Origin of the sequence: Chitinasiproducens palmae (assembly GCF_900095735.1) — a bacterium.
In the GTDB taxonomy this organism is placed as follows: domain Bacteria; phylum Pseudomonadota; class Gammaproteobacteria; order Burkholderiales; family Burkholderiaceae; genus Chitinasiproducens; species Chitinasiproducens palmae.
Genome location: NZ_FNLO01000013.1, coordinates 99,974 through 122,964, shown reverse-complemented (window position 1 = coordinate 122,964; position 22,991 = coordinate 99,974). Strand labels below are relative to the sequence as shown.

Annotated in this window: 21 protein-coding genes; 15 read left to right on the top strand and 6 right to left on the bottom strand. The window is 66.2% G+C overall.

Annotated features, from left to right (window positions below; translation table 11 throughout):
• The first annotated feature begins 18 nt into the window (after nucleotides 1-18).
• From BLU54_RS19295 to BLU54_RS19280, 4 genes are all read left to right on the top strand, one after another.
• Nucleotides 19-1,653, top strand: coding sequence for an ABC transporter substrate-binding protein (locus tag BLU54_RS19295; protein WP_091912056.1), 1,635 nt, complete (start codon nucleotides 19-21; stop codon nucleotides 1,651-1,653).
• 67 nt (nucleotides 1,654-1,720) lie between these two features.
• Entirely contained in the window at nucleotides 1,721-3,064 is a 1,344-nt protein-coding gene (locus BLU54_RS19290) for an amidase (protein ID WP_091912054.1), read from the top strand.
• Nucleotides 3,065-3,069: 5 nt separating this feature from the next.
• Nucleotides 3,070-4,542: an MFS transporter gene (locus tag BLU54_RS19285; protein WP_235838036.1), complete on the top strand. Its 1,473-nt coding sequence runs from the start codon at nucleotides 3,070-3,072 to the stop codon at nucleotides 4,540-4,542.
• 38 nt (nucleotides 4,543-4,580) lie between these two features.
• Nucleotides 4,581-5,951 (top strand): amidase, encoded by a 1,371-nt coding sequence (locus BLU54_RS19280; RefSeq protein ID WP_170845237.1) that lies wholly within the window; start codon nucleotides 4,581-4,583, stop codon nucleotides 5,949-5,951.
• 43 nt (nucleotides 5,952-5,994) lie between these two features.
• Here the strand turns inward: BLU54_RS19280 and BLU54_RS23470 are convergent, their stop codons facing one another.
• A complete protein-coding gene (locus BLU54_RS23470; RefSeq protein WP_268874549.1) occupies nucleotides 5,995-6,996 on the bottom strand; it encodes a GntR family transcriptional regulator in 1,002 nt (333 codons plus the stop codon).
• A gap of 24 nt (nucleotides 6,997-7,020) precedes the next feature.
• On the opposite strand from BLU54_RS23470, the gene BLU54_RS19270 reads away from it, so the two are divergent.
• From BLU54_RS19270 to BLU54_RS19255, 3 genes are all read left to right on the top strand, one after another.
• Nucleotides 7,021-8,337 (top strand): amidase, encoded by a 1,317-nt coding sequence (locus tag BLU54_RS19270; protein WP_091912048.1) that lies wholly within the window; start codon nucleotides 7,021-7,023, stop codon nucleotides 8,335-8,337.
• A 194-nt stretch (nucleotides 8,338-8,531) separates the two neighbouring features.
• Entirely contained in the window at nucleotides 8,532-9,938 is a 1,407-nt protein-coding gene (locus tag BLU54_RS19260; RefSeq protein WP_091912043.1) for an amidase, read from the top strand.
• 22 nt (nucleotides 9,939-9,960) lie between these two features.
• Nucleotides 9,961-10,161 (top strand): hypothetical protein, encoded by a 201-nt coding sequence (locus BLU54_RS19255; RefSeq protein WP_139169764.1) that lies wholly within the window; start codon nucleotides 9,961-9,963, stop codon nucleotides 10,159-10,161.
• Between the two features lie 446 nt (nucleotides 10,162-10,607).
• Here BLU54_RS19255 and BLU54_RS19250 read toward each other — a convergent pair whose 3' ends face one another.
• On the bottom strand, nucleotides 10,608-11,435 hold the full coding sequence (locus BLU54_RS19250; protein ID WP_091912038.1) for an AraC family transcriptional regulator: 828 nt from the start codon (nucleotides 11,433-11,435) through the stop codon (nucleotides 10,608-10,610).
• A 205-nt stretch (nucleotides 11,436-11,640) separates the two neighbouring features.
• Between BLU54_RS19250 and BLU54_RS19245 the strand changes: the two genes are divergently transcribed.
• Nucleotides 11,641-12,384, top strand: a complete 744-nt coding sequence (locus tag BLU54_RS19245; RefSeq protein ID WP_170845235.1) for a siderophore-interacting protein — start codon at nucleotides 11,641-11,643, stop codon at nucleotides 12,382-12,384.
• 177 nt (nucleotides 12,385-12,561) lie between these two features.
• On the opposite strand, the gene BLU54_RS19240 is transcribed toward BLU54_RS19245, so the two are convergent.
• Together BLU54_RS19240 and BLU54_RS19235 are read right to left on the bottom strand one after the other, a co-directional pair.
• Nucleotides 12,562-13,254 (bottom strand): RraA family protein, encoded by a 693-nt coding sequence (locus BLU54_RS19240; protein WP_091912035.1) that lies wholly within the window; start codon nucleotides 13,252-13,254, stop codon nucleotides 12,562-12,564.
• A gap of 10 nt (nucleotides 13,255-13,264) precedes the next feature.
• Nucleotides 13,265-14,221 (bottom strand): NAD(P)-dependent oxidoreductase, encoded by a 957-nt coding sequence (locus BLU54_RS19235; protein ID WP_170845234.1) that lies wholly within the window; start codon nucleotides 14,219-14,221, stop codon nucleotides 13,265-13,267.
• On the opposite strand from BLU54_RS19235, the gene BLU54_RS24040 reads away from it, so the two are divergent.
• The 4 genes from BLU54_RS24040 (at nucleotide 14,208) to BLU54_RS19220 (ending at nucleotide 17,257) form a co-directional block, all read left to right on the top strand.
• Nucleotides 14,208-14,525 (top strand): hypothetical protein, encoded by a 318-nt coding sequence (locus BLU54_RS24040; RefSeq protein WP_211435382.1) that lies wholly within the window; start codon nucleotides 14,208-14,210, stop codon nucleotides 14,523-14,525. The genes BLU54_RS19235 and BLU54_RS24040 overlap by 14 nt on opposite strands.
• Nucleotides 14,526-14,590: 65 nt before the next feature.
• Entirely contained in the window at nucleotides 14,591-15,964 is a 1,374-nt protein-coding gene (locus tag BLU54_RS19230) for an MFS transporter (protein ID WP_091912193.1), read from the top strand.
• Between the two features lie 9 nt (nucleotides 15,965-15,973).
• Nucleotides 15,974-16,243 (top strand): hypothetical protein, encoded by a 270-nt coding sequence (locus BLU54_RS19225; RefSeq protein WP_091912029.1) that lies wholly within the window; start codon nucleotides 15,974-15,976, stop codon nucleotides 16,241-16,243.
• Nucleotides 16,244-16,351: 108 nt separating this feature from the next.
• Nucleotides 16,352-17,257, top strand: a complete 906-nt coding sequence (locus BLU54_RS19220) for a LysR family transcriptional regulator (protein ID WP_091912027.1) — start codon at nucleotides 16,352-16,354, stop codon at nucleotides 17,255-17,257.
• A gap of 111 nt (nucleotides 17,258-17,368) precedes the next feature.
• On the opposite strand, the gene BLU54_RS19215 is transcribed toward BLU54_RS19220, so the two are convergent.
• Complete coding sequence (locus BLU54_RS19215) at nucleotides 17,369-18,124, bottom strand: SDR family NAD(P)-dependent oxidoreductase (protein ID WP_091912025.1); 756 nt, start codon at nucleotides 18,122-18,124, stop codon at nucleotides 17,369-17,371.
• A 148-nt stretch (nucleotides 18,125-18,272) separates the two neighbouring features.
• On the opposite strand from BLU54_RS19215, the gene BLU54_RS19210 reads away from it, so the two are divergent.
• Nucleotides 18,273-19,190, top strand: coding sequence for an AraC family transcriptional regulator (locus tag BLU54_RS19210; RefSeq protein WP_235838034.1), 918 nt, complete (start codon nucleotides 18,273-18,275; stop codon nucleotides 19,188-19,190).
• A gap of 63 nt (nucleotides 19,191-19,253) precedes the next feature.
• Here the strand turns inward: BLU54_RS19210 and BLU54_RS19205 are convergent, their stop codons facing one another.
• Nucleotides 19,254-19,736, bottom strand: coding sequence for a PaaI family thioesterase (locus BLU54_RS19205; protein ID WP_091912023.1), 483 nt, complete (start codon nucleotides 19,734-19,736; stop codon nucleotides 19,254-19,256).
• Between the two features lie 121 nt (nucleotides 19,737-19,857).
• On the opposite strand from BLU54_RS19205, the gene BLU54_RS19200 reads away from it, so the two are divergent.
• Nucleotides 19,858-21,207 carry an aminotransferase-like domain-containing protein gene (locus BLU54_RS19200; protein ID WP_091912021.1) on the top strand — a complete coding sequence of 450 codons (1,350 nt, stop codon included), beginning with the start codon at nucleotides 19,858-19,860 and terminating at the stop codon, nucleotides 21,205-21,207.
• A 333-nt stretch (nucleotides 21,208-21,540) separates the two neighbouring features.
• A complete protein-coding gene (locus BLU54_RS19195; RefSeq protein ID WP_091912019.1) occupies nucleotides 21,541-22,944 on the top strand; it encodes a hypothetical protein in 1,404 nt (467 codons plus the stop codon).
• Nucleotides 22,945-22,991: the final 47 nt, after the last annotated feature.

Below are 22,991 nucleotides of genomic sequence, written 5' to 3'. Positions count from 1 at the left end.
ATCGCGGAGCCCTGCACGATGTCGATCAACTCAAACCGCCGCCGTTTCGTGGGTGGCATGGCCGCCTCGGCCGCTGCCCTCTCGGCGGCCGCCTTTCGAATCAATCTCGCCCAGGCGCAGACTGTTTCCGGGACGCTGCGCGTTGGCATGACCGTGAGCGCGGTGCCGAGTTCCAACGGCGCGCCGGATCAAGGCGGTGAGGGACAGCGTTTCATGGGCGTGACGCTGTACGATCAGCTCGTCGAGTGGGACCTTTCGCATGCCGATCGACCTGCCACGTTGAAGCCGGGCTTGGCGACATCCTGGCAACCCGACGCGGCCAACAAGAAGCGATGGCACTTCACCTTGCGTGAGAACGTGAAATTTCACGATGGCCACGTCTTCGATGCGGACGACGTGGTCTTCACGCTTGATCGCGCGTTCAAGCGCGATGCTGCCGCGTTCGACCCGCGCGCGTACAGCCAGGTGCTGCCGCAAGTGCCGAACGTCGCCGCGTGGGGGAAGGAGGGTCCGAACAAGGTGTGGATCGAGACCAGCGTGCCCGACGGCACGCTGCCCTATGCGATGACCTGGCTGAATATCCTTCATCGCGGCGCGTGGGAGGCTGCGGGGAAGGACTGGAACAAATATATGAGTCAGGCGGTCGGCACCGGGCCATGGATGCTCCGCACCTTCAAGCCGCAAGAGCGCGCAGTGATGGTGCGTAATCCGAATTACTGGGATCCGGCCCGTATGCCGAAAAGTGCGCAACTGGTCTTGATGCCGATCCCGGATGCGAACACCCGCGTTGCCGCATTGCAATCGGGACAGGTGGACTTCATCGAGGCGCCCGCGCCCGACGCGGTCCCCGCACTGAAGGCGGGCGGTTTCCAAGTCGTGACGAATCAGTACCCGCACAACTGGATGTGGTTCCTGTCGCAGACGCCGAACTCGCCGTGGCGCGATCTGCGCATACGCAAGGCGGCCAATCTCGGCATCGATCGCGCAGGACTCAAGCAGTTGCTCGGCGGCCTGATGCTCGAGGGCGCCGGCGTGGTGCCGCCGGGCCATCCTTGGTACGGACATCCGACGTTCAAGCTGATTCACGACCGCGAAGCCGCCCGCAAGCTGATGGCCGAAGCGGGATACACGCCCGCCAAGCCACTTCGCACCAAGGTTGCGATTTCCAGCAGCGGCTCGGGCCAGATGCAGCCGGTGCCGATGAACGAGTTCATCCAGCAAAACCTGCGCGAGGTCGGCTTCGATATCCAGTTGGAAGTGTTCGAGTGGCAGTCGCTGATCGAGGCCTGGAAGGCGGGCGCCGGAACACCGGCGTCGCGGGGCTGCATGGCGATGAACATCTCCCAAGGGCCGTTCGACCCGTTTCGAGCGTTCGCGCGAATCCTGCAGACCAATATGGCCGCGCCGAACGGCGTGAACTGGAGCCGCTTCAGCGATCCCGCAATGGACAAGCAATTTGAGGCGGTCCAGCTGTCGACCGATACGAAGAAACAGGACGCGATGCTCGCCGCAATCCATGGCGAGGTGGTCGATCGCGCGTTGTTCCTGTTCGCCGCCCATGATCTGAACCCGCGTGCGTTAAGCAGCCGCGTGAAGGGTTTCGTACAGGCACAGTCCTGGTTCCAGGACCTGACGCCGATCCGCATGAGTTGAGCACCGACGCCCGGACCTTTCGCCTCGCGCGCCTCCGCTTCCACCCCTTTCGCTTACGCCGCAGCTCATGAAACTGATCGAACGTACTCGTCTATGCCTGGACGCAATCGCGCAACGCAACCCGGTGCTGCATGCGATGATCAGCGTCAACCCCGCGGCGCTGGAAGACGCCGCCGCCATTGAACAAGCCGGGCGCCGGGGTAACCTGCCGGGCGCCGGCCTGATCGTCAGCCTCAAGGACAACATCGACACGCGCGGACTGCGCACGACGATGGGCTCCGCGTTCTTCGCGGACAATGTGCCGAGTCGCGACGCGCCGGTTGTTTCGCGGCTGCGCCAGGCGGGCGCGCTGATCATCGGCAAGGCCAATTTGCACGAGTTCGCCTTCGGCGGCACCACGCAGAACCCGCATCATGGACTGGCCCGTAACGGTTGGCACGATGAGGCGGTACCCGGCGGCTCCAGCGGCGGCTCCGGTAGTTCGGTGGCCGCTGGTATGTGCGACGTTTCGCTGGGTACCGATACCGGCGGCTCCATTCGCATCCCCGCGGCGTTGAACGGCGTGGCTGGCCTGCGGCCGACGCACGGCGCCGTACCGAATACCGGCTGCTTCCCGGTCAGCGATGCGTTCGACACGATCGGGCCGCTTGCCCGGACCGTGGCCGAGGTCGCGAGGGTGTACGAGATCATCGCCGGCTACGACGCGGGCGACTCATGCAGCGGCGCCGAACCCATCCGCAGTTGGTCTCAGGCCTTCGCGCAGGGCGTGCGTCACTTGCGCATCGGTGTACCGCGGGATTGGTGTCTGGGCGACGATACCGATCCGGAAGTCGCGTCGCGTCTCGTCGACGCGCTCCATACGCTGCGCGAACTCGGCGCCGACGTGCGACACATTTCACTCCGGGAAGCGCCATTCGCGCAACAGCACCTGATGCCGGTGCTCGCCGCCGATGCGGCGGCCGTGCATGCGGCGCGCCTCGTCGAGACGCCGGAGGTGTTCGGGCCCGACGTGCTCGACCGCTTGCTGATCGGCAAGAACACCTCGAGCGAAACCTACGTCGGCGCGCTGCGTTTCAGGGAACGCTGGCTTCGCGAGCTGGACGCGACGTTCCGCGATCTCGACGTGATCATCACGCCGACCGTACCGATTACTGCGCCGCTCGCCCGTGACGCGGCGCAAATGCTGGCGACCACGCGCGCGCTTTCGCGTTTCACGTCGGCGTGGGCAATGGCCGGCGTGCCTGCGCTGTCGGTGCCGATCGGTTTCGCCGCGAACGGACTACCGGTCGGCATGCAACTTGTTGCGCCGCGTTGGCGGGATGCGACCGTGCTGGCGCTCGGTGCGCACTACCAACAGGCCACCGACCATCACCTGCGCCGTCCAGCAGGTTTTCCTTCCGCGTTGGGTTGATTCTGGTGGAGTCGCTCGACACCGCCGTGGCGCAGCGGCCGAACGCACAGCGCTCCGAACGCTACGCCTGGCGCGTGCTGTCCGTGACTACGTTGGGCGTGCTGCTGTGCTTCGTCAATGCCAGCACGCTCAACGTCGCGTTGCCGGTCCTGGTGCGCTCGCTGCATGCCTCGCCCGCGCAAGCCAGCTGGATTCTGCTCAGCTACATGCTCGTCACCACGGCGCTGATCCTGATTTTCGGTCGGCTGGCCGACCTGATCGGGCGCAGACGTCTGTACCTGCTCGGTCTGGCCGTTCTCGTCGTGGGCAGTGCCGGTTGCGCCGCGTCGCCCACCATCGAAGTCCTGCTCGCCTGCCGCTGCATACAGGCCGTCGGCGCCGCGGCGGTCATCACCAACACAACGGCGTTGCTCACCGACGCTTTTCCCACCCGGCAGCTCGGCCTTGCTCTTGGCTTGAATGCGACCGTTTCGGCCGCAGCGCAGGGCTTGGGTCCGATCTTTGGCGGACTGATCGTCACTCACTTCGATTGGCGAGCCATCTTCATCGTCAATCTGCCGCTCGGCGTTGTAGCGCTGGCGTGGGCCCGCAGGTCGCTGCGAGAAACGCGGCCTCGCAGCACGGAGCGTTTTGATTTCGCCGGCGCCGTCCTGTCGTGTCTCGCGCTGGGCGCCATTGTCTATGCGCTGTCGATGGGCGGGCCGCAAGGCTGGGGCAGCCGCCGCGTCGGCGTGGCCGGCGGCATCGGTCTGCTTGCGCTAGCTGCCTTTCTGATGCACCAGGCGCGCGAGCCGGAACCGCTCGTGGACCTGCGCCTGGTCCGCGATGGTGTGCGTGCCACCGCATACGCGCTGGTCACGATCGTCGCGTTCACGCAGATCTCCGGGATTCTGCTCACCACGCTGCTGCTGCAGGCGGCACACGGCAGCAGCCCGTCGGCGGCGGGCTTGGCGGTCGCACCTTCCCCAATCGGCATGATGCTCGCTTCGCCATTGGCCGCGCGGCTGACGAGCCGTTACCACGGTCTGACGATCTGCACGGTTGCGCTGGCCGTATGCATGACCGCGCTACTCGTGCTGGCCAGTTGCGCGGCGCGGGCCGACCCGTATGCTGGCTTGATGACTGGCATGTTCCTGTTGGGAGGGGGCGCAGGCCTGTTCCTGACGCCGAACACCCAGACGATCATGCACAGCGCACCGCCCAGCCAGCGGGGCATTGCGAATGGCATCCGGTCGACATTGCAGAACACCGGTTTCGCGACCGGCAGCGCGCTGGCCCTCAGCGTGGCGACAGCGCCGTTGACAGCGTCCCGCCAGCGCAGTGTGTATTCGGGACAGCTTTCCGCTCTCTCGGCACAGGATATCGCCGCGTTCATTGGCGGCTGCCGGGCCGCCTACGCGATGCTGGCCGGTGTGATCGTCATCGGGCTGATCATTGCGGGAATCAGTTGGCAGCGGCACGCACGGCATCGGTGTTGATGCCTCTTTCTCGGTATTCCTCAGCAGGGAGCGACCTTATGGACCTCTTCACGAACCAGACGCGCGCGCAGCTCGGCAACATGGCGCGATTCAACGACGCGCTGAATGCAATGATCCTGCCCACCCCGGATGCCGCGCTGCAAGACGCGGCGCGCGCGGATGCGGCGCTGGCGCGAGGCGAATGCCTCGGGCTGCTGCACGGTATGACCGTGTCCGTCAAAGACAATATCGATATGGCGGGCCTGCCGACCACCGCGGGCGCCCGGTTTCTGGCTGACAATATCGCGCAGACCGACGCACCGGTGGTCGCGCGGCTGCGCCGCGCGGGCGCGGTGATCGTCGGCAAGGCGAATATGGCCGAACTTGCCTTCGGGTCCAGATCGTTCAGCGCGGTGGGCGGGCAGTGCCGCAATCCATGGGACCGGGAGCGCATTCCAGGCGGGTCGAGCGGTGGTTCGGCCGTCAGCGTCGCGGCCGACTTCTGCACCGGCTCGCTTGGCACCGATACCGGCGGCTCGGTGCGCGGGCCTGCCTGCTATAACGGGTTGACGGGTCTGCGCGTAACGCATGGGCGGGTGCCGATCAACGGCGTGGTGCCGGTCAGCGAACACAATGATACGGTCGGGCCGATCGCGCGTGCCGCAACGGATGTCGCACGTCTGTTTGCGGTAATCGCCGGCTACGACGATGGCGATCCGAACGCGGTGCCGCCTAGTCGAGCGGCCAACGCGAGTATCGAGTCGCTGTTGCACAACTTCCTGCCAACTTTGAACGACGGCATTCGAGGCAAGCGTATCGGCATTGCGCAAAAGCCGTATTTCGAGCAGCTCGAAGCCGGCGTGGCCGATAAGGTGATGGCCGCCGCTGCGGAACTGGAACGGGCCGGCGCGGTGCTGATCGATGTCGACCTGCCACTCGCACCCGAGGTGCATGCGCATGCCAGCGCGAGCATCTTCTCGGACGTGTGCAGTGTCTTCTTCGAGCGGCTGAGTAATGCGCCGGAAACCATCACTGCCTCGGTGGTCGAGCGGATGCGGCATGGCTTGCAGGTAACTGGCGTGCGGTATGCGCAGGCTCAAGCCTTCCGCATCCGCTGGCGGCGCCAACTCGCGCAGCTATTCCACGGCGTCGATCTGCTGCTTTCGCCGACCTCGCCCGGCGGCGCCCCCTTGATCGACGACGGCGCCAATTTGCTCGAAGCGACGCGGCGCGCGACCGTCAATACCTATGCGGGTGCCTACGGTGGCATTCCCGGCATCTCGATTCCGTGCGGCTTCAGCGCGACTGGCATGCCCCTCGGCCTGCAACTGGAAGCGGCCTGGTGGAATGAGCCCTTGCTGCTGCAGGCGGCGGTAGCGTATCAAGCCGTCACGGACTTCCACACCCGTCGTGCGCCGATGTTGGCTTGATCCGAAACGGCAGCCTGTCGCACCAGGCTGTCGCGCCGGCTGTTCAACGGGGCAGGCTCCGCAATTTCATCGCGAAACGGAACTGATCGCTTGGGTAGATGTTGATCGACAGATTGATTGGTCGCCCCGACGGCAGCCGGTAGAGCCGCTCGACGTGGACGACCAGATCGCCATCGGCCAACGCGAGATGTTTTGCGACATCGCCGCGTACCGGCCGCACGAAGATGACTTGTTCGACTTCGCCGATGCGCTGTCCATACAGGTCGAAAATCAACTCGTACACGGGCCTCGGATGCTTGCCGATCAACCGTGCCACCTGCGCATAGTCAGGATGCAAAAACACTTCGGTCCACGATACCGAGACAGCGTGTGTGTCGCTTACGGCCGCACGCGTGTTGCGATCGCCACTGCCGAGCAGCCTTTCGTTGAGGCGACGCGCGCGGATGTGCAGCCATCTGGCGTCCGGTACGCTGTCGAGGCGGGCCGCGACGTCCGCGGTAATACGCGTCAGGCCATTGCTGACGATGTCCCACGGCGCACTGGTGTATTGCGCGAGCTCGGCGAACGAGCCCGTGTCGTGTACATAGGTTTGCGACGCGCCCGCATTGATGACGGTGGAGCCGGAGCCGCGGCGCGAAGCGATCAGGCCGTCGGCGCGCAATTCGCGCAGGGCCTCGCGCACCGTATGCCGGCTGATCTCGAAACGTTCGCACAGCGCATGTTCGGTCGGCAGCAAGCCACCGACTGGGTGCGCGCCGCTGAGAATTTCCGCGCGCAACGCCGCCACCACGCGCCGATACAGTGGCTGCCCAGCGGCGCTGGTTCGCAGATGGGCGCGTTTCGTGCCCTCTGCCCGGCGTGCGTGACCGGTTTTCGTCGTGGGCGTCGGTTCGCCGCGGCTGACGTTATCGCTCGTCGAGCGCGCAATACGCGTTTTTCTGTTTGTCTGCGTCACGGATGACTGATCTGTGCGTTGCGGGAGCGGTAGCGACGGAATGTCTGGCCGTTCGCACAACGCTGCTGGATGAAATTCTAACCTGTACATCATCGCGGTAGTCGAGGAGCAAAGATGGAAACGCATCGATTGAATGCAACGCAAGCCGTCTCCGCGATTCGCGACGGAATGCTCAGCGCGGAGACGCTCATGCGCGCCTGCCTGGACCGCATCGCCGAGCGCGATGACGCGGTGAAGGCCTGGCTGCACGTCGATCCGGCGCGTGCGATCGCCGCGGCGCGCGAGCAGGACAAGCGCGCGCGCAACGGGCAGCCGTGCGGGCCACTGCACGGCCTGCCGTTCGGCGTCAAGGACATGATCGATACGGCCGTCCTCCCCACGACCTACAATTCGCCCATTTATCCGGATCATCGTCCGGCGAAGGATGCCGCGTGCGTCGCGACCGCGCGTGCGAGCGGCGCGGTGCTGCTCGGCAAGACCGACACCGTCGAGTTCGCGGCATTCGGGCGCCGCGCCGCCACCTGCAACCCTCACAACCTCGCCCATACGGCAGGCGGGTCTTCGTCAGGATCAGGCGCCGCGGTGGCTGATTTTCAAGTTCCTTTCACGTTCGGCACCCAGACCGGCGGCTCGTTGATTCGGCCCGCGTCGTTCAATGGTACGTACGCGCTCAAGCCAAGTTGGAGCAGCGTCAGCACGGAAGGCGCGAAGCTGCTGTCGACGAGCCTGGACACCGTCGGTTGGTATGGACGCGCGGTCAGCGATCTGGCGCTGGTCGCAAGCGCATTCGCACTGTGCGCGGAGGATCTGGAGGAGGCGCTGTCGATGCACTCATCGTTGCGTCGGGTGCGTGTCGGAGTGTGCCGCACGCCGCAATGGGGCGCCATCGAGCCGGCTGGAGCACAGGCATTCGAGGCGGCCGCGCAACGCGTACGAGACGCGGGCGCCACGGTTGTCGATATCACGCTCGCGCCCGTGTTCGATCAAATGATGGCGGCGCACGATACGATCATCGTCGGAGAAGGCCAGAGCGCGTTCCGTCATCTGCAGTTGAGCCACGCGCATCTGATGCACCCCGAGATGGCGCGGCGTTTCGCCCCGGCCAATTTGCTGCCGCCGACCGCGCTTCGCGAAGCATACCGGCACGCGGCGCTGGGCCGTGCGGCGCTCGACGCACTGTTCGATACGGTCGATGTCCTGCTGGCGCCCGCCGCACCTGGCGAAGCGCCGAGAGACTTGCAGTCGACCGGCAGCGCAACCTTCAACTCGATCTGGACGCTGCTCCACGTGCCCTGCTTGGCGGTGCCGTGCACCACCGGTCCGCAAGGCTTGCCGGTCGGCGTGCAGTTGATTGGCGCGGAACGAGAGGATGCGAAGCTGTTGCGCGTCGCGGCGGCGCTCGCCCCGTTCATCGACGCCGAGCGGCAATGATCGCGCTGGGAGCGCACGCCGCGCTGGCGCACGTAAGCCTCCGCCTTGCCCTCCCGATCGTCCGGCGTCGGGCGCCCCTGCGCCGGGCCGCTGCGTGCCACTTTCCGCATCCGCATCCGCATCCGCATCCGCATCCGCGGCCCGAGCCGCAGCCGCATGTCCTCTTCCGACTTCTCGCTTCCTGAACCACCGCGATGATAGACACAGCGCTTTATTACCTGACGGTCGGCGACGCCGGTCGCGCAATCCGGCGGGGCGAGCTGTCCCCGGTCGATCTCGTTGACGCGTATCTTGCGCGGATCGAGTCGGTCGATGCCGCGCTGCACAGCTATCTGCTGGTCGCCGGCGACCGCGCGCGCGACGCGGCCAGGCTGGCCGAAGCGGAGCAGCACGCCGGCCGCAGCCGCGGACCAATGCATGGGATACCTTATGCGGCGAAGGACAACTACTATACGGCTGGCATTCGCACCTGCGCGGGATCGCGTCTGATGCTCGATCATGTGCCGTCCTACGATGCTGCGGCCATCGAACGAATGCGCGCCGCCGGCGCGATCCTGCTCGGCAAGCTGAACACCTGGGAGTACGGCACCGGCACCGGCGCGGTACATTTCGATCTACCGTATCCGCCAGCGCGCAATCCTTGGGACACGAACCGGTTCACGGGTGGCTCGTCGACCGGCTCCGGCGCATCGGTGGCCGCTGGCACCGCGATGATCGCGCTCGGCTCCGACACCGGCGGTTCGGTGCGGCTGCCCGCAGCTGCCTGCGGCCTGCAAGGGCTCAAGCCTACGTTTGGCCGGATCAGCCGGCACGGCATGCTGCCGAACTGCTACTCCGCTGACGTGCCGGGCGCGCTCGCGTGGACCGTCGAGGACAGCGCGCTGGTGCTCGAAGCGCTGGCGGGCCACGACGCTCGCGATCCGGCGAGCGCGGCGCAAGCGGTGCCGTCGTTCACGGCTCGCCTTGAGGACGGCGTCAAGGATCTGGTGATCGGCGTGGTACGCGACCTGGGCGAGGACGAGGCGCAACTCGATGCCGCGAATCGCGCCGGCATCGAGCAGATGAGCAGGCTACTGGGCGCGCAAGGCGCGCGGCTGATCGACATTGCACTGCCGGTGCCGCCGCGCGAATATCAGAAGGCGCTGCGGATCATGAATTGGACGGAGTCGCTGTCGATACACGAAGCGGATTTTCTCGGCCGTGCGCACGAAATGGGACAGGCTTTGCGCGACAAGATGATGTCAGGGTTCATGATTCGCGGCGTCGACTATCTGGCCGCGCAACGGCGCCGCAGGGAACTGACGACTGCCATCGATACCGTGCTGCGATCGCTGGACGCATTGATCCTGCCTGGCGCGTATCACGTTGCGCCGCCGTTCAGCGAGCCGGACCGCGTGCTTGCGTACACGAGCGATAGCGCCTGCCCGATGTTCAGCATTTCGGGGCATCCCGCGATGTCGGTCTGCACCGGGTTCGATGCCGACGGCATGCCGACCAATGCGCAGATCGCGGGCAAGTGGTTCGACGAAGCGACGGTGCTGAGAGTTGCACGCGCCTACGAACGCGAAACGGCATGGCGGGATCGCCGTCCTGCCTTGTGACACGTTAACCGAGGTGGATACCATGTCCGATTCAGAATGGACCCTGCAACAGGTCGCCGCTTACGCTGCCCGCTACGGCCTGTATTTCAGCGGGCCGCAGGCGGACGTGATGCTGGCCCGGCTGCACGAACTCGCCGTGGCCGGGCGCGCCGCGGCGAGCGCGCTGCCGCGCCCGACCAACAAGGCTAACGAGCCCGCTTGCATGTTCCGGGCGCCGCTCTAGACCTTCGCTGTCGATGCTGATGAAGGCAGACGGAGCGCATGCTCGGCATATGCACCGGCCCAGGTGTGCGCTGGTCGCTGAGCGCGCCGCAGCGGTGTCGATGTGTCGCGATGGCGAGCGCCCCGTGGTGGGCGGTACGCCATGCAAGCACCTCGCCAGACATTGGCTGTTCATGTCTGCACAGGGGATGGCGCGGCCGCCACCTACTTGTCTGGCGGCGCGTGCTTGGCCGGCCGCGGTGGCCGAAGCACCGACGTCTCGATGCCGCCGGCACGTGCGTCCTGCTTCTCGCCGGGAAATGAGGAAGCCTTGACCGTCCTTGCCAAAGTGCATGCTGCGGTCGCGCACTGGCGAGACGTTGCACTCAGCCTGGACGTTGGCGTGCCGCTTCGGCGAAACGTCGGCGCCGCACGCTCGGCGGCCGGCCGCAAGGCGCGCCGCCGACGCTACGGTGCGCTTGCCTCCCGATCAGCGCGTTCCCGCCGCGCCATGTAGCGCCCCGGCGGCGCTCCCAGCACCTTGCGGAACATCGTCACGAAGCTGCCTGCGCTTTCGTAACCGAGGCCGTCGGCGACCTTCTGAATCGACAAGCCCTTGGCGAGCCACTGCAACGCGAGCATGACGCGCAATTGCTGTCGCCACCGGCCGAAGCTCATACCCGTCTGAGCCGCGATCAGGCGGGCCAGCGTGCGTTCGCTCATCCCGCTGCGCGCGGCCCAGGTTTGCATGGTGCCGCGATCGGCAGGATTCGCCATCAGGCCGGCGACGAGCGCGCGCAGTCTGGCGTCGGCAGGCATGGGCAAATGCAGCGTGCCGAGCGGCGCGAGTCGCATCTCGTCGAGCAGCAGCGTGACGAGGTTCGATTCCATGCCCCCCTCGGTGTACAGCATGGGCAGATGCGCGGCGCGGATCATCAGTTCGCGCAACAAAGGCGTCGCCGTCAAACTGCAACATTGGCCGGGCAGCCCAGTGGCGACGGCCGGGTCGATGAACGCGTTGTATCCCTCCAGCGTGCCGGCCGCGGTGACGCTGTGCATGGTGCCACCCGGAATCCAGATCGCACTTTGCGGCGGTACCAACCAGAGTCCGCCCTCGATTTCGCAGCTGAGCACGCCGCGCAGCGTCAACAGCAATTGGCTCTTGGCGTGTCGATGGAAGTCGAGCTCGAACGAATCGAGTCGTTCCAGCGCCATGCCAAAGGTGACCACCGGCCGCGGCACCGCATCCGGGTCGATCCATTGTTCGGGAGGGAACAGCTTGTTGATGATGGGCATCGGGACGACCGGCGCGGCTTTGGCTTGGCTGAATCTCAAAACATATTGTCAGCCTTTCCCAATGCAGCCAAGTCATTGCCCTCCTACCATCCTGGTATTCCCGGGTGCGCACGCGCCACGCCGAGCTTTCCTTGGCAAAGCCGGAACGGCGCGCGACGCGGCAGGCGTGCCAGCCCGACGCCCCGTTCGACAGGATGATCCGACGATGACGAGAACGAATGTTGCCGAGCGCGCGAGCGGCCGGCCGGGCTGGTTCAGCCAGACCCTGATCCAGTTGTTCATGAAACGCGCAACCGTGGTCGCCTGCCAGACGGTGGGCGACGGCTTCCGTCTCATTACGCTGGAGAGCCCGCAGTTTCGCGATGTCGAATGGGTTGCGGGACAGAAGATCCAGATCGCAATGAACTCGGCCTTCGTTGCACGCACCTTCACGCCGCTCGATTGGGATGCCGAGGCCGGCCGGGCACGCATCCTCGTCTACGTGCACGGAGCGGGACCGGGCGCCGCCTGGGCGGAAGGTTTCCTGCTTGGAAGTCAATGCGACGTGTTCGGTCCTCGTGCCTCGCTTGACGTGAGGGGTGTTGCGGGTCCTCTGGTGGTGTTCGGCGACGAGACGTCGATCGGGATCGCGCACGCGATCACGCGTCAGGCGCCGACCCGGAACGTGCGGCGCTTGCTCGAAGTGAACAGTCTGGGCGACGCGGAGGCAGCGTTGGCGTCGGTCGATCTGCATGCGAACGAGTTGTTCGCGCGCCGCTCGTCGGACGCGCATCTGGCCGACGTGGAGGGCCTGCTGCCGATCCTGGCGACAGCCGGCGCCACCTTCGTGTTGACCGGCAAGGCGACGTCGATCCAGCACTTGCGCCGCGCGCTGAAGCGGCTCGAGGTGCCGCCTGGGCGGCTCGTCGCGAAAGCCTACTGGGCGCCGGGCAAGCGCGGCCTCGACTGAGTGCCGGCCAGCATCGCGTGGCCGCAACTGCGCTGCACGACGTGCGCGGCTACCGCTGGCGCGGTGACTTGCCCGGCGCGGTGGCAGCCCTAGCCGAGTGGATCGCGTGCTGCTCGAGTCGACACCGCGAGCGTGCGCAACCTGTACGCAGTCGCCGCGCGGCGGCGGCCGTCGCGCCTAGGCCAGCGTTTCGTCCGCGCCGATCACGCCCGCGGCACGCAGTGCGTCGTCCAGCCAGGGCGAGACCAGCAAGCCCTCGCGAATCTCGGCAAGGCGTTGCGCTTCGGCTTCCAGCTTCTGTTCCGCCGCCTTCAGCACCTTGTCGACGTCCGCGCGCGGAATCACGACGACGCCGTCGCAGTCACCGATGACAAGATCGCCGGGCTCGACGGACACGCCACCGATCGACACCGGCACGCCAAGGCGGCCGTCCAGCCCCTTGGTGGGGCCGGCCGGGTTGCGGCCATTCGCGAAGATCGGCAATGCGCTGTCTCGCAGCGTGGCAACATCGCGGGCCGCGCCGTCCACCACGAAGCCACCGAGCTTGGCGGCAACGGCCTGCGTGACCATCAACTCGCCGAACAGCGCGCCGGACTGGTAGCCTTTGCCATCCACGACGATGACGTCGCCGGGCTTCGCCACGGCGAGGGCCACGTGGAACATCAGATTGTCGCCCGGACGCACCTCCACCGGGAATGCGGGTCCCGCGACGACCATGCTCTGCGTGAGGGGCTGGATGTCGCCGTGCAGCGCGCCCCGGCGGCCGGCAACATCGCAGAGTACCGCGGCTTGAAATTCGCGCGCGCGCTCGATCTGTTCCGGTGTGACGCGCTCGAAAGACGCGACGTCGTTGAAGCGATTGGTTTTCATTCGGGAGGCTCTAGATGGAGGGGTGGGCAAGCGTTGCCTGGGGAAGCACACGGTGCGACGGCGCCCGGCCCGCGAGCGCGTCGAGGACGGCCTGCGCGGCAGCGGCGCCCATGCGCACCAACGACTCCTTGCTGCTCGCGGCGATGTGAGGGGAGGCGATGAAGTTGTCGAGCGCGAGCAGCGGATGGGAAGCGGCAACGGGCTCCGTTTCGAAAACGTCGCTGGCCGCGCCGGCGATCTCGCCAGCGACCAGCGCGCGATACAGTGCTGCCTCGTCGACGATGCCGCCGCGTGCGACGTTGATCAGGAACGCAGAGTCGCGCATCGCGGCGAACTCCGCCGCGCCGAACAGATTGCGGGTTTCGGGCAGCAATGGCAGGTGCAGGGTCACGACATCGCAAGCGGGCAGCAACGCCTCGATGCTGTCGATGCGCGACGCGCCCAATTCGGCAAAGGCAACGTCCGGCGCGAACGGGTCGTAGACAAGCAGCGTTGTGTCGAAGGCGGCCTTGAAGAGACGCGCGGTACGTCGGCCGATGTCGCCGAAGCCCAGCACGCCCACGGTCTTGCCGCCCAGTTCCGTGCCGGCCGCGATGCGGCCGGACCTGTCGGCACGTAGGGAGCGGTCGGCGAGATTCACCTGCCGCGCCAGTGCCAGCGTGATCGCCAATGCATATTCCGCCACCGCCGCGGCATTGGCGCCAGGCGTGTTGGTCACCACGACGCCCGCGTCCCTTGCGGCGTTCAGATCGATGTTATCGACGCCGGTGCCGTGCTTGGCGACGATGCGAAGCTTTTGCGCGCGTCGGAAGTCAGGCTCGCGGACTTCGAACGTCCTGACGATCATTGCATCCGCTTCCGCGTGCCAATCCCGCTGTCGCGAACCCGGAAAGTCGACGACTGTGTGCGTCTGCGCGAGCAGTGCGACGGCACTCGCATCGATCGGGTCCATGATGAAAACCTTCATGTCGAAATCCGCTATTGCTGAAGTACCGGGCAAGCATAAGAGCACAGCCGATCCGGCCACTAGCGACATTTTTCGACTGCGGTCCATTCCACTTCCGACTGTCCGTGATTACCCGCATGCTCCGCTTGCGGCGATGCAACGGTGCGGCCGACGCCGCGTGACCTCGGCAAGCGCTTCCCGGTACCGCGCGCCGGTACGTGACGCCGACGCCATGGAACCGCAATCAGCGTTTCTACCCAAGTCGAAATCTTCATGTCGGATCATCGACAAATATCGCTACATGCGCGCTTTCGAGACGCCGTAGCATGGCCCGCAATCGACAAGATCCAGAATGGCTGGCCTGCGGGCAAAGCCGCAGAGGAGACGTGCATGGAAGCAAGCAAGACAAGGCGAACCGGCTATCGCTGGGTGGTGCTGGCGATGATTTTCGTCACCTATACGATCGCCGGCGCCGACCGGGCCAATCTCGGCGTGGTGATTCCGACGATCCGCAGCGAGTACCACTTGTCGAACACCGACGTTGGTGCGATGGCGTTCCTGTTCTACATCGGCTATGCGATCGTCCAGATCCCGTCGGGCTATCTGTTCGGCAAGCTCGGCGTCAAAGGGCTGATGGTCGGGTCGATGGTGTTGACCTCGCTTTCGACGATGTTCATGGGACTGGCTGGCAACGTTTTCCAGCTCAAGGCTGCTCGCGCCGTGCTGGGCATTGCCGAGGGACCGATCAACATCGGCATCGTGTCGACCATCAACCGCTGGTTTCCGCCGCAGGAACGCGGTCTGGCAGCCGGGGTGTTCATGGCGTCGATCAAGTTCTCGCCCGCATTCGTGCCGCCGCTTTGCGCATTGATTCTGCTGCGCTTCGGCTGGCGGGACGTATTCTATTTTTTCGCGATCCCGGGCTTGATTTCCGCTGCGCTGTGGTTCTGGCTGGTGCGTGACGAGCCGCGGCAGTCGCGCGCAGTGTCACAAAGCGAAGTCGACTACATCCAATCCGTTCCGGCCGCCAGTGAATCGCAGCGGACCGTGGCGGTGGCGGACAAGCCGATGTGGATCGACGGCATCATCCGCACCCGACGGGTGTCGTTGCTTGCCACCGACCGTTCCGTCTGGAAGTCCTGGAACGTCTGGGGTTGCGCGTTCGGTTATTTCTTCCTGGTGGGCATCACCTACGCGATCATGACGTGGGTCCCGACCTATCTCGTCAGCGTCAAGCACTTCTCGGTGATGAAGATGGGGGCGGTGGCATCGGCACCTTGGGTCGGGGCGATCGTCGGCAACGTGCTCGGCGGCATCCTGTCCGACCGGGTGTTCGCGCGCCGCCGCAAGCCGGTGATGATGATCACCTCTCTCGCGACCGTGGGGATGATGTACGCGCTCCTGTTCGCGCCGAACGATCCCTATCTGCTGGCGGCACTGTTCTTCGCTGCCGGCGTCTTGCTGAACCTGGGTTATTCGACGTTCCTGGTCTATCCGATGGGAATCGCGACGCGCGAGAAGGTACCGCTCGCGGCCTCGATCGTCAACACGATGGGCTCGCTCGGCGGCGCGTTGGCCCCGTTGATGGTCGGCATGATTCTCGACACGTCCGGTTGGCAGACCGTGTTCGCCTTCCTTGCAGCATGTTCCGCGGCAACGTTCTTGATCCTGCTCAGCATCATCGAGCCGCGCAGTCCCGCGACCGTGAGCAACGCGGCACCCGCTACCGCTGGTGGTGAAACGCTGGCGCAAAAGCGCGCTTGACCGTCGTTCATGACGCTCGGCACGCTTCGCCGCGCACGGGAGGGACTGGAGGGACAGGAGCAACAGGAGGGACAGGAAGGATATCGCACGGTGACGGTCTGGGCAGTGGCGATGGTCGGGCCGGACTTGGCAGCGCGCGGTGGGGCGCCGCGCGGGCTGCGCGCGGTTGCGCCGCCGTTCGTTTTGCGCCAGGGCATCTACGGATGGGGCCGCCCGGCCTCCTGCGCCCGATGTTGCGCGATCACGCTCGGACCTGCCTTCCTGTGGCCTGACAAATGATGCCGCATGCTTTGAGACCTCGCCAAACCGCCAGACAGCGACGGGGTCAGGCGCTCGCTTCTATAATGGCCGGTCGCCGGCCAGCCGGTCGGCGCCGCACCGATCACCATGACGCTCAAGCAACTCGAGGCATTCTACTGGGCTGCGAGCCTCGGCAGTTTCTCCGTTGCCGCGACTCGCCTGAATATCACGCAGTCGACGCTGTCCAAGCGCATCGCCGAGCTGGAGGCGTCCGTCGGCGTGCCATTGTTCGACCGCTCCGCGCAGCGCTCGGTACTCACCGAGCATGGCACGCGCATCCTCGGTCACGCTCATAAAATTCTGCAGTTCGAAGGCGAGATTCACCAATTGCTGGGCACGCCGCCGCGCCTGGCCGGGCTGTGCCGCTTCGGCGTCAGCGAATTGACCGCACTCACGTGGTTCCCAAGCTTCGTGGCGCGCGTCACCACGGAGCATCCCGATCTCGCGCTCGAACCGTATGTCGATCTGGCGGCGGGACTCGAACGCCGGCTGGTGCGGGGCGAGATCGACTTCGCGATCCTGCCGCAGAGCAGCGAAGACAACCCGATGTTGAGTTCCGTGCCGCTCGCGACACTGGAGTTTGCGTGGATGTCGTCGCCCAGACGCATTCCGGCGCGCGCCGTGCTGAGGTCGCGGGACATCATGCAGCATCCGATCCTGACGATGACCGCAGAGTCTCGCTTGACCGCCGCCTACGAGTCCTGGGCGGCCAGCAACGGCGTGCAAGGCCGCCGGGTGCTGGCGTGCAACAGTCTGAGCGCGATCGTCGGTCTGACCCTGGCCGACGTCGGCATCAGTTTTTTGCCGCGCTTGTTCATGCGCAAGCTGGTGGACAGCGGACAACTGCATGCGTTCAAGGTCGTGCCGGAGCTGCCCAGCATCGAATACTGCTTCAAATGGCGTACCGACGACACGCGCGCGTTCATCTCCGCGTTGGGACAGTTCGCGAAGGAAGAGGCCGACTACACGCTGTCGCTGGGTTTCGCGGCGTGATGTGGCGTCCTATGGCGTGCTATGGCGTGCTGCGGCGCCGTCGCTCCGCGTACTGATGGTGCCAGGGCGGCGGCCACGACGCCGGGCCCCGGCCGCTTGCCGGTAGTGATGTCAGATGCCCTGGCCGCCCGAGATTTCGATTCGTTGGGCGTTGACCCAACGATTGTCGGCCGACAGCAAGCTGGCGATCGCCGGACCGATGTCATCGGCCACGCCAACCCGTCCGAGAGCGGTCATGCCGGCGAAGAAACGGTTGAATTCAGGGGTGTCGCGCACCGCGCCGCCGAAGAAATCCGTTTCGATCGCACCTGGCGCGACTGTATTGACCGCGATGCCACGGCTGCCCAACTCCTTCGCGAGATAGACGGTGAGAACTTCCACCGCACCCTTCACCGCTGCGTAGACCGAACAGCCGGCGGCGGACACACGCGTCAGACCCGACGACAGGTTGACGATCCGGCCGCCGTCCGCGAGCAGCGGCAGCAATGCCTGGGTGAGAAAGAACACACCCTTGAAATGCACGTTCACGAGGCGGTCGAACTGCGCCTCGGTCGTGTCGGCAATTGGCGCAACGTCGCCATGGCCCGCGTTGTTCACCAAATGGTCGAACCGGCTGCGCTGCCAATGGTCGCGCAGTGCGGCCGCCACGCGCTCCACGAAGGCGGGGAACGTGGATACGTCGCCGGCGTCGAGTTGCAGCGCGACCGCCCTGCGGCCCAATGCTTCGATTTCCGAGACGACAGCCTGCGCGTCGGACGCGCGGCTCTGGTACGTCACGATCACGTCGCCGCCCCGGCGAGCGATGCTCAGCGCCGTATTGCGGCCAAGTCCGCGGCTTGCGCCGGTTACCAACGTTATTTCGCTCATGTTCAAGGCTCCTGTGCGGTGAAACGACATGGCCGCATTGTGTGCCGCGCACGCGCCTCGGCCTTTGCACAGAGCTACCTGCTGTTGGCCTATTCCTGCCAAACGGCGTCCGCTGTCCGCGACAAGGAAAGTTGCTAGGATGGGTATGATGCAACCGACGATCGACGCGTACATGAATGCCAGCCTGACCGATGCGGTGCGCCGTTATGCCGACGCGCACGCGGATGGCGCGGGCATCGCGCGCACGGCGATCCCCGGCCTGACGATGATCCGTGCCACCGCGCCCAGCGGACTCGATTACGCGATTTGCCGGCCACTCGTCTGTCTCGTGGTGCAGGGAAACAAGCAGGTGATGACCGGGACGCAGACGCTGCCGTTCGGCGCCGGCGACTCGCTGCTGATCGCATCCGATCTACCGACGGTCAGCCAGATCACCCATGCGAGTGGCGCCGAGCCTTACTACTCGCTCGTGCTCGATCTGTCATTCGAAACCATCGCCGAGCTGATGTACGAGCCGGCGCCTGTATCGGCAGCCGGTGGCGAGCTGGTCGGCGTCCAGCCGACCGATGCGGAAGTCGCCGATGCCGCGTTACGCCTGGTCCGCTTGCTCGCGCGGCCGGCCGCGGTCCCGGTGTTGAGCAGATCGCTTGTACGCGAAATGCACTATTGGTTGCTCTGTGGCCGACACGGTGCCGCCATGCGCAGGCTCGGACTCGCCGACAGCCATGCGCCGCGCCTCGCCCGCGCCGTCAACGTGCTGCGTACCGAGTTCGCGCAGCCGCTGCCGATCTCGCGACTGGCCGATGCGGCGGGTATGAGCGTCTCGTCCTTCCATCGGCATTTCCGGGCAGCGACATCGCTGTCGCCGCTGCAGTTCCAAAAACATCTGCGGCTGATCGAAGCGCGCCGCCTGATGATGGCCGAGGGCGTTTCCGCGAGCAGCGCGGCGTTTGCCGTCGGTTACGAGAGCGTGCAGCAATTCACCCGGGAATACCGCCGCATGTTCGGCCTGCCGCCAGGCAGGGATTCCGTTCACGTACGCGGCCCGGCACGTTTGGCCGTCTGAGCGCGCGGGCAGGGCGTTCGTGCGTTTGTCGTGTCTCGTCCGTGTCTCGTCCGTGTCTCGTCCTCACCGGCCCGCGGCGTGTTCGCCTTGCAGGGTCATCACTGCGCTGGCGACAGTGGCAACGATCTTGCCGTCATCGCGCTCGATTTCGCATCGGTAGTGGCTGATGGTACGGCCGCGGTGTGTGGCCCACGCGCGGGCCAGCAGGCGTGCACGCCATACCGGCCGCAGGAAAGTTGCCTGCAGATCGATACTCGTGAAAGTCTGGTCGGCCAGCATCAACGTCGAATGGGCGGTGCCGATCGCGGCATCGGCCAATTCGCAGAGCAATCCGCCGTGCACGGTGCCCTGCTGGTTGCCGTGCCGCATCGCGTCCGCCTGCACCGCTATCGTCGCGCTGGCCTGGCCGACGGCGACGATCTCGAATGCCAGCAGACGGGAGATGGCCGTCGGATAGCGCATGTGAGTCGTCTCGCCGGGCGCCAGCGTGCCGGCGAGCTGGCGTTGCAGGAAATCCAGTACGGGTAGCGTTTCGGGATGGTTCATCTCGGCTCCAGGTAGCGGCGGGCAGCGAGTGCCAGGGCGCTTGCGCGTCGGCACGGGGTTTCCGATCGCCAGCCTATTCGACTAGAGTGGCGCAATCAAAGAATTGTCCTAGGTACGCGCAATGCCGTCTTCGTCTGTGGTCCGCCTGGTCGAGCACTACGTTTCGGCAATCGAGCAAGGCGACTTGTCGCCGGGGGCACTCCTGCCCACGCACCGTGCGCTCGCCGCGCGCCACCGCGTGGCGGTGGCGACGGCGAGCAAGGTGTATGCGCGACTCAAGTCGCTGGGGTTCGTCATCGGCGAAACCGGCCGCGGAACTTTCGTCCGCGATCGGCCGCGGCTGGGCGAGTGGGACCGGCACGACGAAGCGCGGGCGAGTCATCACAGCATCGACTTGTCGTTTACCCATCCCCCGGTGCCCCAGCAGGCAGCGCTGCTGCGCAAGATGCTTTGCGAGCTTGCCTCGTCAGGCGACCTCGCCGCGCTGATGCATCAGCAGCCCACCGGCGGACGCACGCACGAACGTCAAATTGTCGCCGACTTCCTCGCCAGGGCGCGTCGCATCCAAACGGACGCCGAGCACATTCTGCTGACCAGCGGGACGCAAGCCGGTCTTGACGCGGTCGCGCGCGCGCTGCGGGACTCGCGTCGGGCGGTGGCCGTGGACGCCCTGACCTATCCGGGCTTCAAAATGGTCGCCGAGTCATACGGCCTGGCGCTCAGCCCCGTGCCGGTTCGCCAAGGCGGCACGGATCTGGCGGCGCTCGACGCCATCTGTCGCCGCAATCGGATTGCCGCGATCTATACCATGCCGACGGTGCACAATCCTTTGGGCTGGGTACTGGACACCGCGCACCGAGAAGGCCTGGTCTCGATTGCGCGTCGGTACGATTGCCTGCTGATCGAGGACGCCGCGCATGCCTATCTTGCCGGCGTCGGCAAGCGCGTGCCCCCGCCCCTCGTGGCGCTTGCGCCAGAGCGTACCGTTTACCTGTCGAGCTTGTCGAAGAGCCTCGCGAGCGGCCTGCGCTTCGGTTACCTGATCGCGCCGAGCGCATGGCGGCGAGCGCTGAAGTCGGCGCTCCGGGCCAGTCACTGGAGCTTGTCCAGCGTGGTCAGCGCGATGGCAACGCGGTGGCTCGACCACGGCACCGTCGAACGGATCGAGGCGAGCATTCGACGCGATGCCGCGCGACGCCAGTCCCTGGCACGCGAGATCCTGGCCGGCATGGACGTCGTCGCACATCGCAATTCGCTGTTCTTGTGGCTCGCGCTGCCCGAAGGGGTGCGTATGGACCGTGCCGCGGCCGCCCTCGGCGAACGCGGCATCGCGGTGTCCAAGGGGGAAGCCTATGCGACGACGCGTCATGCACCCCATGCACTGCGCCTGAGTATCGGCTCGCCGACCCTTGCTCAGTTGGACACGGCCCTCCGTCGGGTCCGCGACACGATCGAGGGGCTGCCGATCTAGTCCGCCCCGGCGCGATCCGCCTTGCAGCGCGCAGCGTGGTTATTGGCGACGCCGACGGACGGGCGCCGACGGATGGGCGCCGACGGACGGGCGCCGACCGGGCCGCCGGTCCGACGCACTGCGATGCCGCCGTCGGCACGGGCGCGAAGCGAGGCGGCCAACCCGCGAAGCGGGCGACCCAACACGCGGGACGGCGTCTCAAGTGGTGCGGTGATAGGGCAACCGCTTCGAGTACTCCCACGAAGGCGGCGAGTGCCCGCCGATGGCGTCGAAGGTGCGTGTAGCTCGTTATACTCGACGGTCACCGGCACTGCCACCCGCGCACAAGACGCCATGCGGTCCAGCCATTCCGATCTTCTGGAGCACCTGCTGCGGCAGATCCCGCGTCGCTACCGGGTGCCGGCCATTCCGGTCGCTGACAGCGTCCCAGGCGACCGGAAGGGCGTGGCCAGCGTGCTTGCAACGGCCATCGAAGCGGCGCGGATTGTCGGGACGGCGGCGCCAACCGGTCAGCAGACGTACGATCGGACGCTGGCGCGCGCGTTCACCCATGCGTTGGCAAGCCTGATCGGCGACGCAATGCGCGAGGACACGGGCGATCCTGCCTACCAGGCGCTGGTGTTGCGTCATCGATTGCCGACGGTGAACGAATTCGCTGCCCTGGCGACGAGCGCCGAAAGCGACCGGCGTACGGTGCATGCCATTGTCGACGCATTCGCACATCCTGCCCGCCGCGTGCGACTCGAGTCGCCGGTACAGCGCGATGCGCTGGCGGCTATCCATGCGCTTGCTGCGACGGCGGCGTGGCGCGCGCTCGCCGACAGGGCGCGTGCGGCGTTGCAAGACGGCGCGCTCGCGGGCGACGCGCGCACCGTTCGTGGCCTTGACCGCCTTGGTGGCGAGCCCGCGCTAACCCGCCTGCGGCGCTTGGCAATACTGGCGGACGATCCCGCCGTACGCCAGTACCTAGCGTTGCGAGATCGCTCCGGCCCGCGCGCCGGGAGTGCTGACGCACTTGCTGCGGGCAGTGCGGCTCAGCATCGCGGTGCGGCCGTCGAGGCCGCCGTGGCCGCGGCGCTGGTTTGTCTCGCCGGGCAACTCAATGCCCGCGAGCCGCAGTGGTCCTATCGCATCGTCACGTCCCTGCGCGTTCCGTCGTCGGTACCCGGCAACGCGCAGCGCGCGAAGAGCGAGTGGGACGCGGTGCTGCTTCGTCGCGCGTCAGCGGCTCCGACCGACGCGGCCTGGACCCTCTGCCTGCTCGCCGAGGCGAAGACATCGCTGGACGCCGCGACGACCGACCTTCCGAAGCTGTTGCGGGGTCTCGAACGACTTGCGCGAGCCGATCCGGCCGCCGTGTACACGTTCGCCACGCAACAGGGGGCGGTTCGTCTGTGCGGCGCATCACTGCAGGCGCTGCCCATAGCGGCTGACCATCTCGATAACCATGTCCTGTATTGCTGCGAGGCGGCCAGCGAATCGACACCGCGTGTCCTCAGCGCGGCGAGTCGCATGCAACTGCTGTGTGCGCCAGCCAGTCTTGCCTACGCCAGTCGTCTGTCCAACGGCGGCCCGGGGGCGCCCGACATGTTGGCGCCTGTCTGGGCCGACGTCGTCCGGTCGGATCGCTGGGACGCCGTGCGTCGCCAGTATGCAACCTTGCATCGCGTGCGCGAACTGATGGTGCACGTGGCCGACTTGCGCGCGACCGTCGAACGGCTGGCTTCCAAGCGGTAGCACGGTTCTGACCTGCGGCGCATTGGCGGAATGCATTTTGCTGCCGA

What these genes read in the sequence shown, in the direction of transcription:
- BLU54_RS19250 (WP_091912038.1), bottom strand. Translation starts at nt 11,435, where the DNA reads ATGCCCATCATCAACAAGCTGTTCCCTCCCGAACAATGGATCGACCCG.
- BLU54_RS19230 (WP_091912193.1), top strand. Translation starts at nt 14,591, where the DNA reads ATGGAAGCAAGCAAGACAAGGCGAACCGGCTATCGCTGGGTGGTGCTG.
- BLU54_RS19260 (WP_091912043.1), top strand. Translation starts at nt 8,532, where the DNA reads ATGATAGACACAGCGCTTTATTACCTGACGGTCGGCGACGCCGGTCGC.
- BLU54_RS19205 (WP_091912023.1), bottom strand. Translation starts at nt 19,736, where the DNA reads ATGAACCATCCCGAAACGCTACCCGTACTGGATTTCCTGCAACGCCAG.
- BLU54_RS19215 (WP_091912025.1), bottom strand. Translation starts at nt 18,124, where the DNA reads ATGAGCGAAATAACGTTGGTAACCGGCGCAAGCCGCGGACTTGGCCGC.
- BLU54_RS19290 (WP_091912054.1), top strand. Translation starts at nt 1,721, where the DNA reads ATGAAACTGATCGAACGTACTCGTCTATGCCTGGACGCAATCGCGCAA.
- BLU54_RS19210 (WP_235838034.1), top strand. Translation starts at nt 18,273, where the DNA reads ATGCAACCGACGATCGACGCGTACATGAATGCCAGCCTGACCGATGCG.
- BLU54_RS19220 (WP_091912027.1), top strand. Translation starts at nt 16,352, where the DNA reads ATGACGCTCAAGCAACTCGAGGCATTCTACTGGGCTGCGAGCCTCGGC.
- BLU54_RS19270 (WP_091912048.1), top strand. Translation starts at nt 7,021, where the DNA reads ATGGAAACGCATCGATTGAATGCAACGCAAGCCGTCTCCGCGATTCGC.
- BLU54_RS19235 (WP_170845234.1), bottom strand. Translation starts at nt 14,221, where the DNA reads ATGAAGGTTTTCATCATGGACCCGATCGATGCGAGTGCCGTCGCACTG.
- BLU54_RS23470 (WP_268874549.1), bottom strand. Translation starts at nt 6,996, where the DNA reads ATGTACAGGTTAGAATTTCATCCAGCAGCGTTGTGCGAACGGCCAGAC.
- BLU54_RS19280 (WP_170845237.1), top strand. Translation starts at nt 4,581, where the DNA reads ATGGACCTCTTCACGAACCAGACGCGCGCGCAGCTCGGCAACATGGCG.
- BLU54_RS19240 (WP_091912035.1), bottom strand. Translation starts at nt 13,254, where the DNA reads ATGAAAACCAATCGCTTCAACGACGTCGCGTCTTTCGAGCGCGTCACA.
- BLU54_RS19225 (WP_091912029.1), top strand. Translation starts at nt 15,974, where the DNA reads ATGACGCTCGGCACGCTTCGCCGCGCACGGGAGGGACTGGAGGGACAG.
- BLU54_RS19255 (WP_139169764.1), top strand. Translation starts at nt 9,961, where the DNA reads ATGTCCGATTCAGAATGGACCCTGCAACAGGTCGCCGCTTACGCTGCC.
- BLU54_RS19195 (WP_091912019.1), top strand. Translation starts at nt 21,541, where the DNA reads ATGCGGTCCAGCCATTCCGATCTTCTGGAGCACCTGCTGCGGCAGATC.
- BLU54_RS19245 (WP_170845235.1), top strand. Translation starts at nt 11,641, where the DNA reads ATGACGAGAACGAATGTTGCCGAGCGCGCGAGCGGCCGGCCGGGCTGG.
- BLU54_RS19295 (WP_091912056.1), top strand. Translation starts at nt 19, where the DNA reads ATGTCGATCAACTCAAACCGCCGCCGTTTCGTGGGTGGCATGGCCGCC.
- BLU54_RS19200 (WP_091912021.1), top strand. Translation starts at nt 19,858, where the DNA reads ATGCCGTCTTCGTCTGTGGTCCGCCTGGTCGAGCACTACGTTTCGGCA.
- BLU54_RS24040 (WP_211435382.1), top strand. Translation starts at nt 14,208, where the DNA reads ATGAAAACCTTCATGTCGAAATCCGCTATTGCTGAAGTACCGGGCAAG.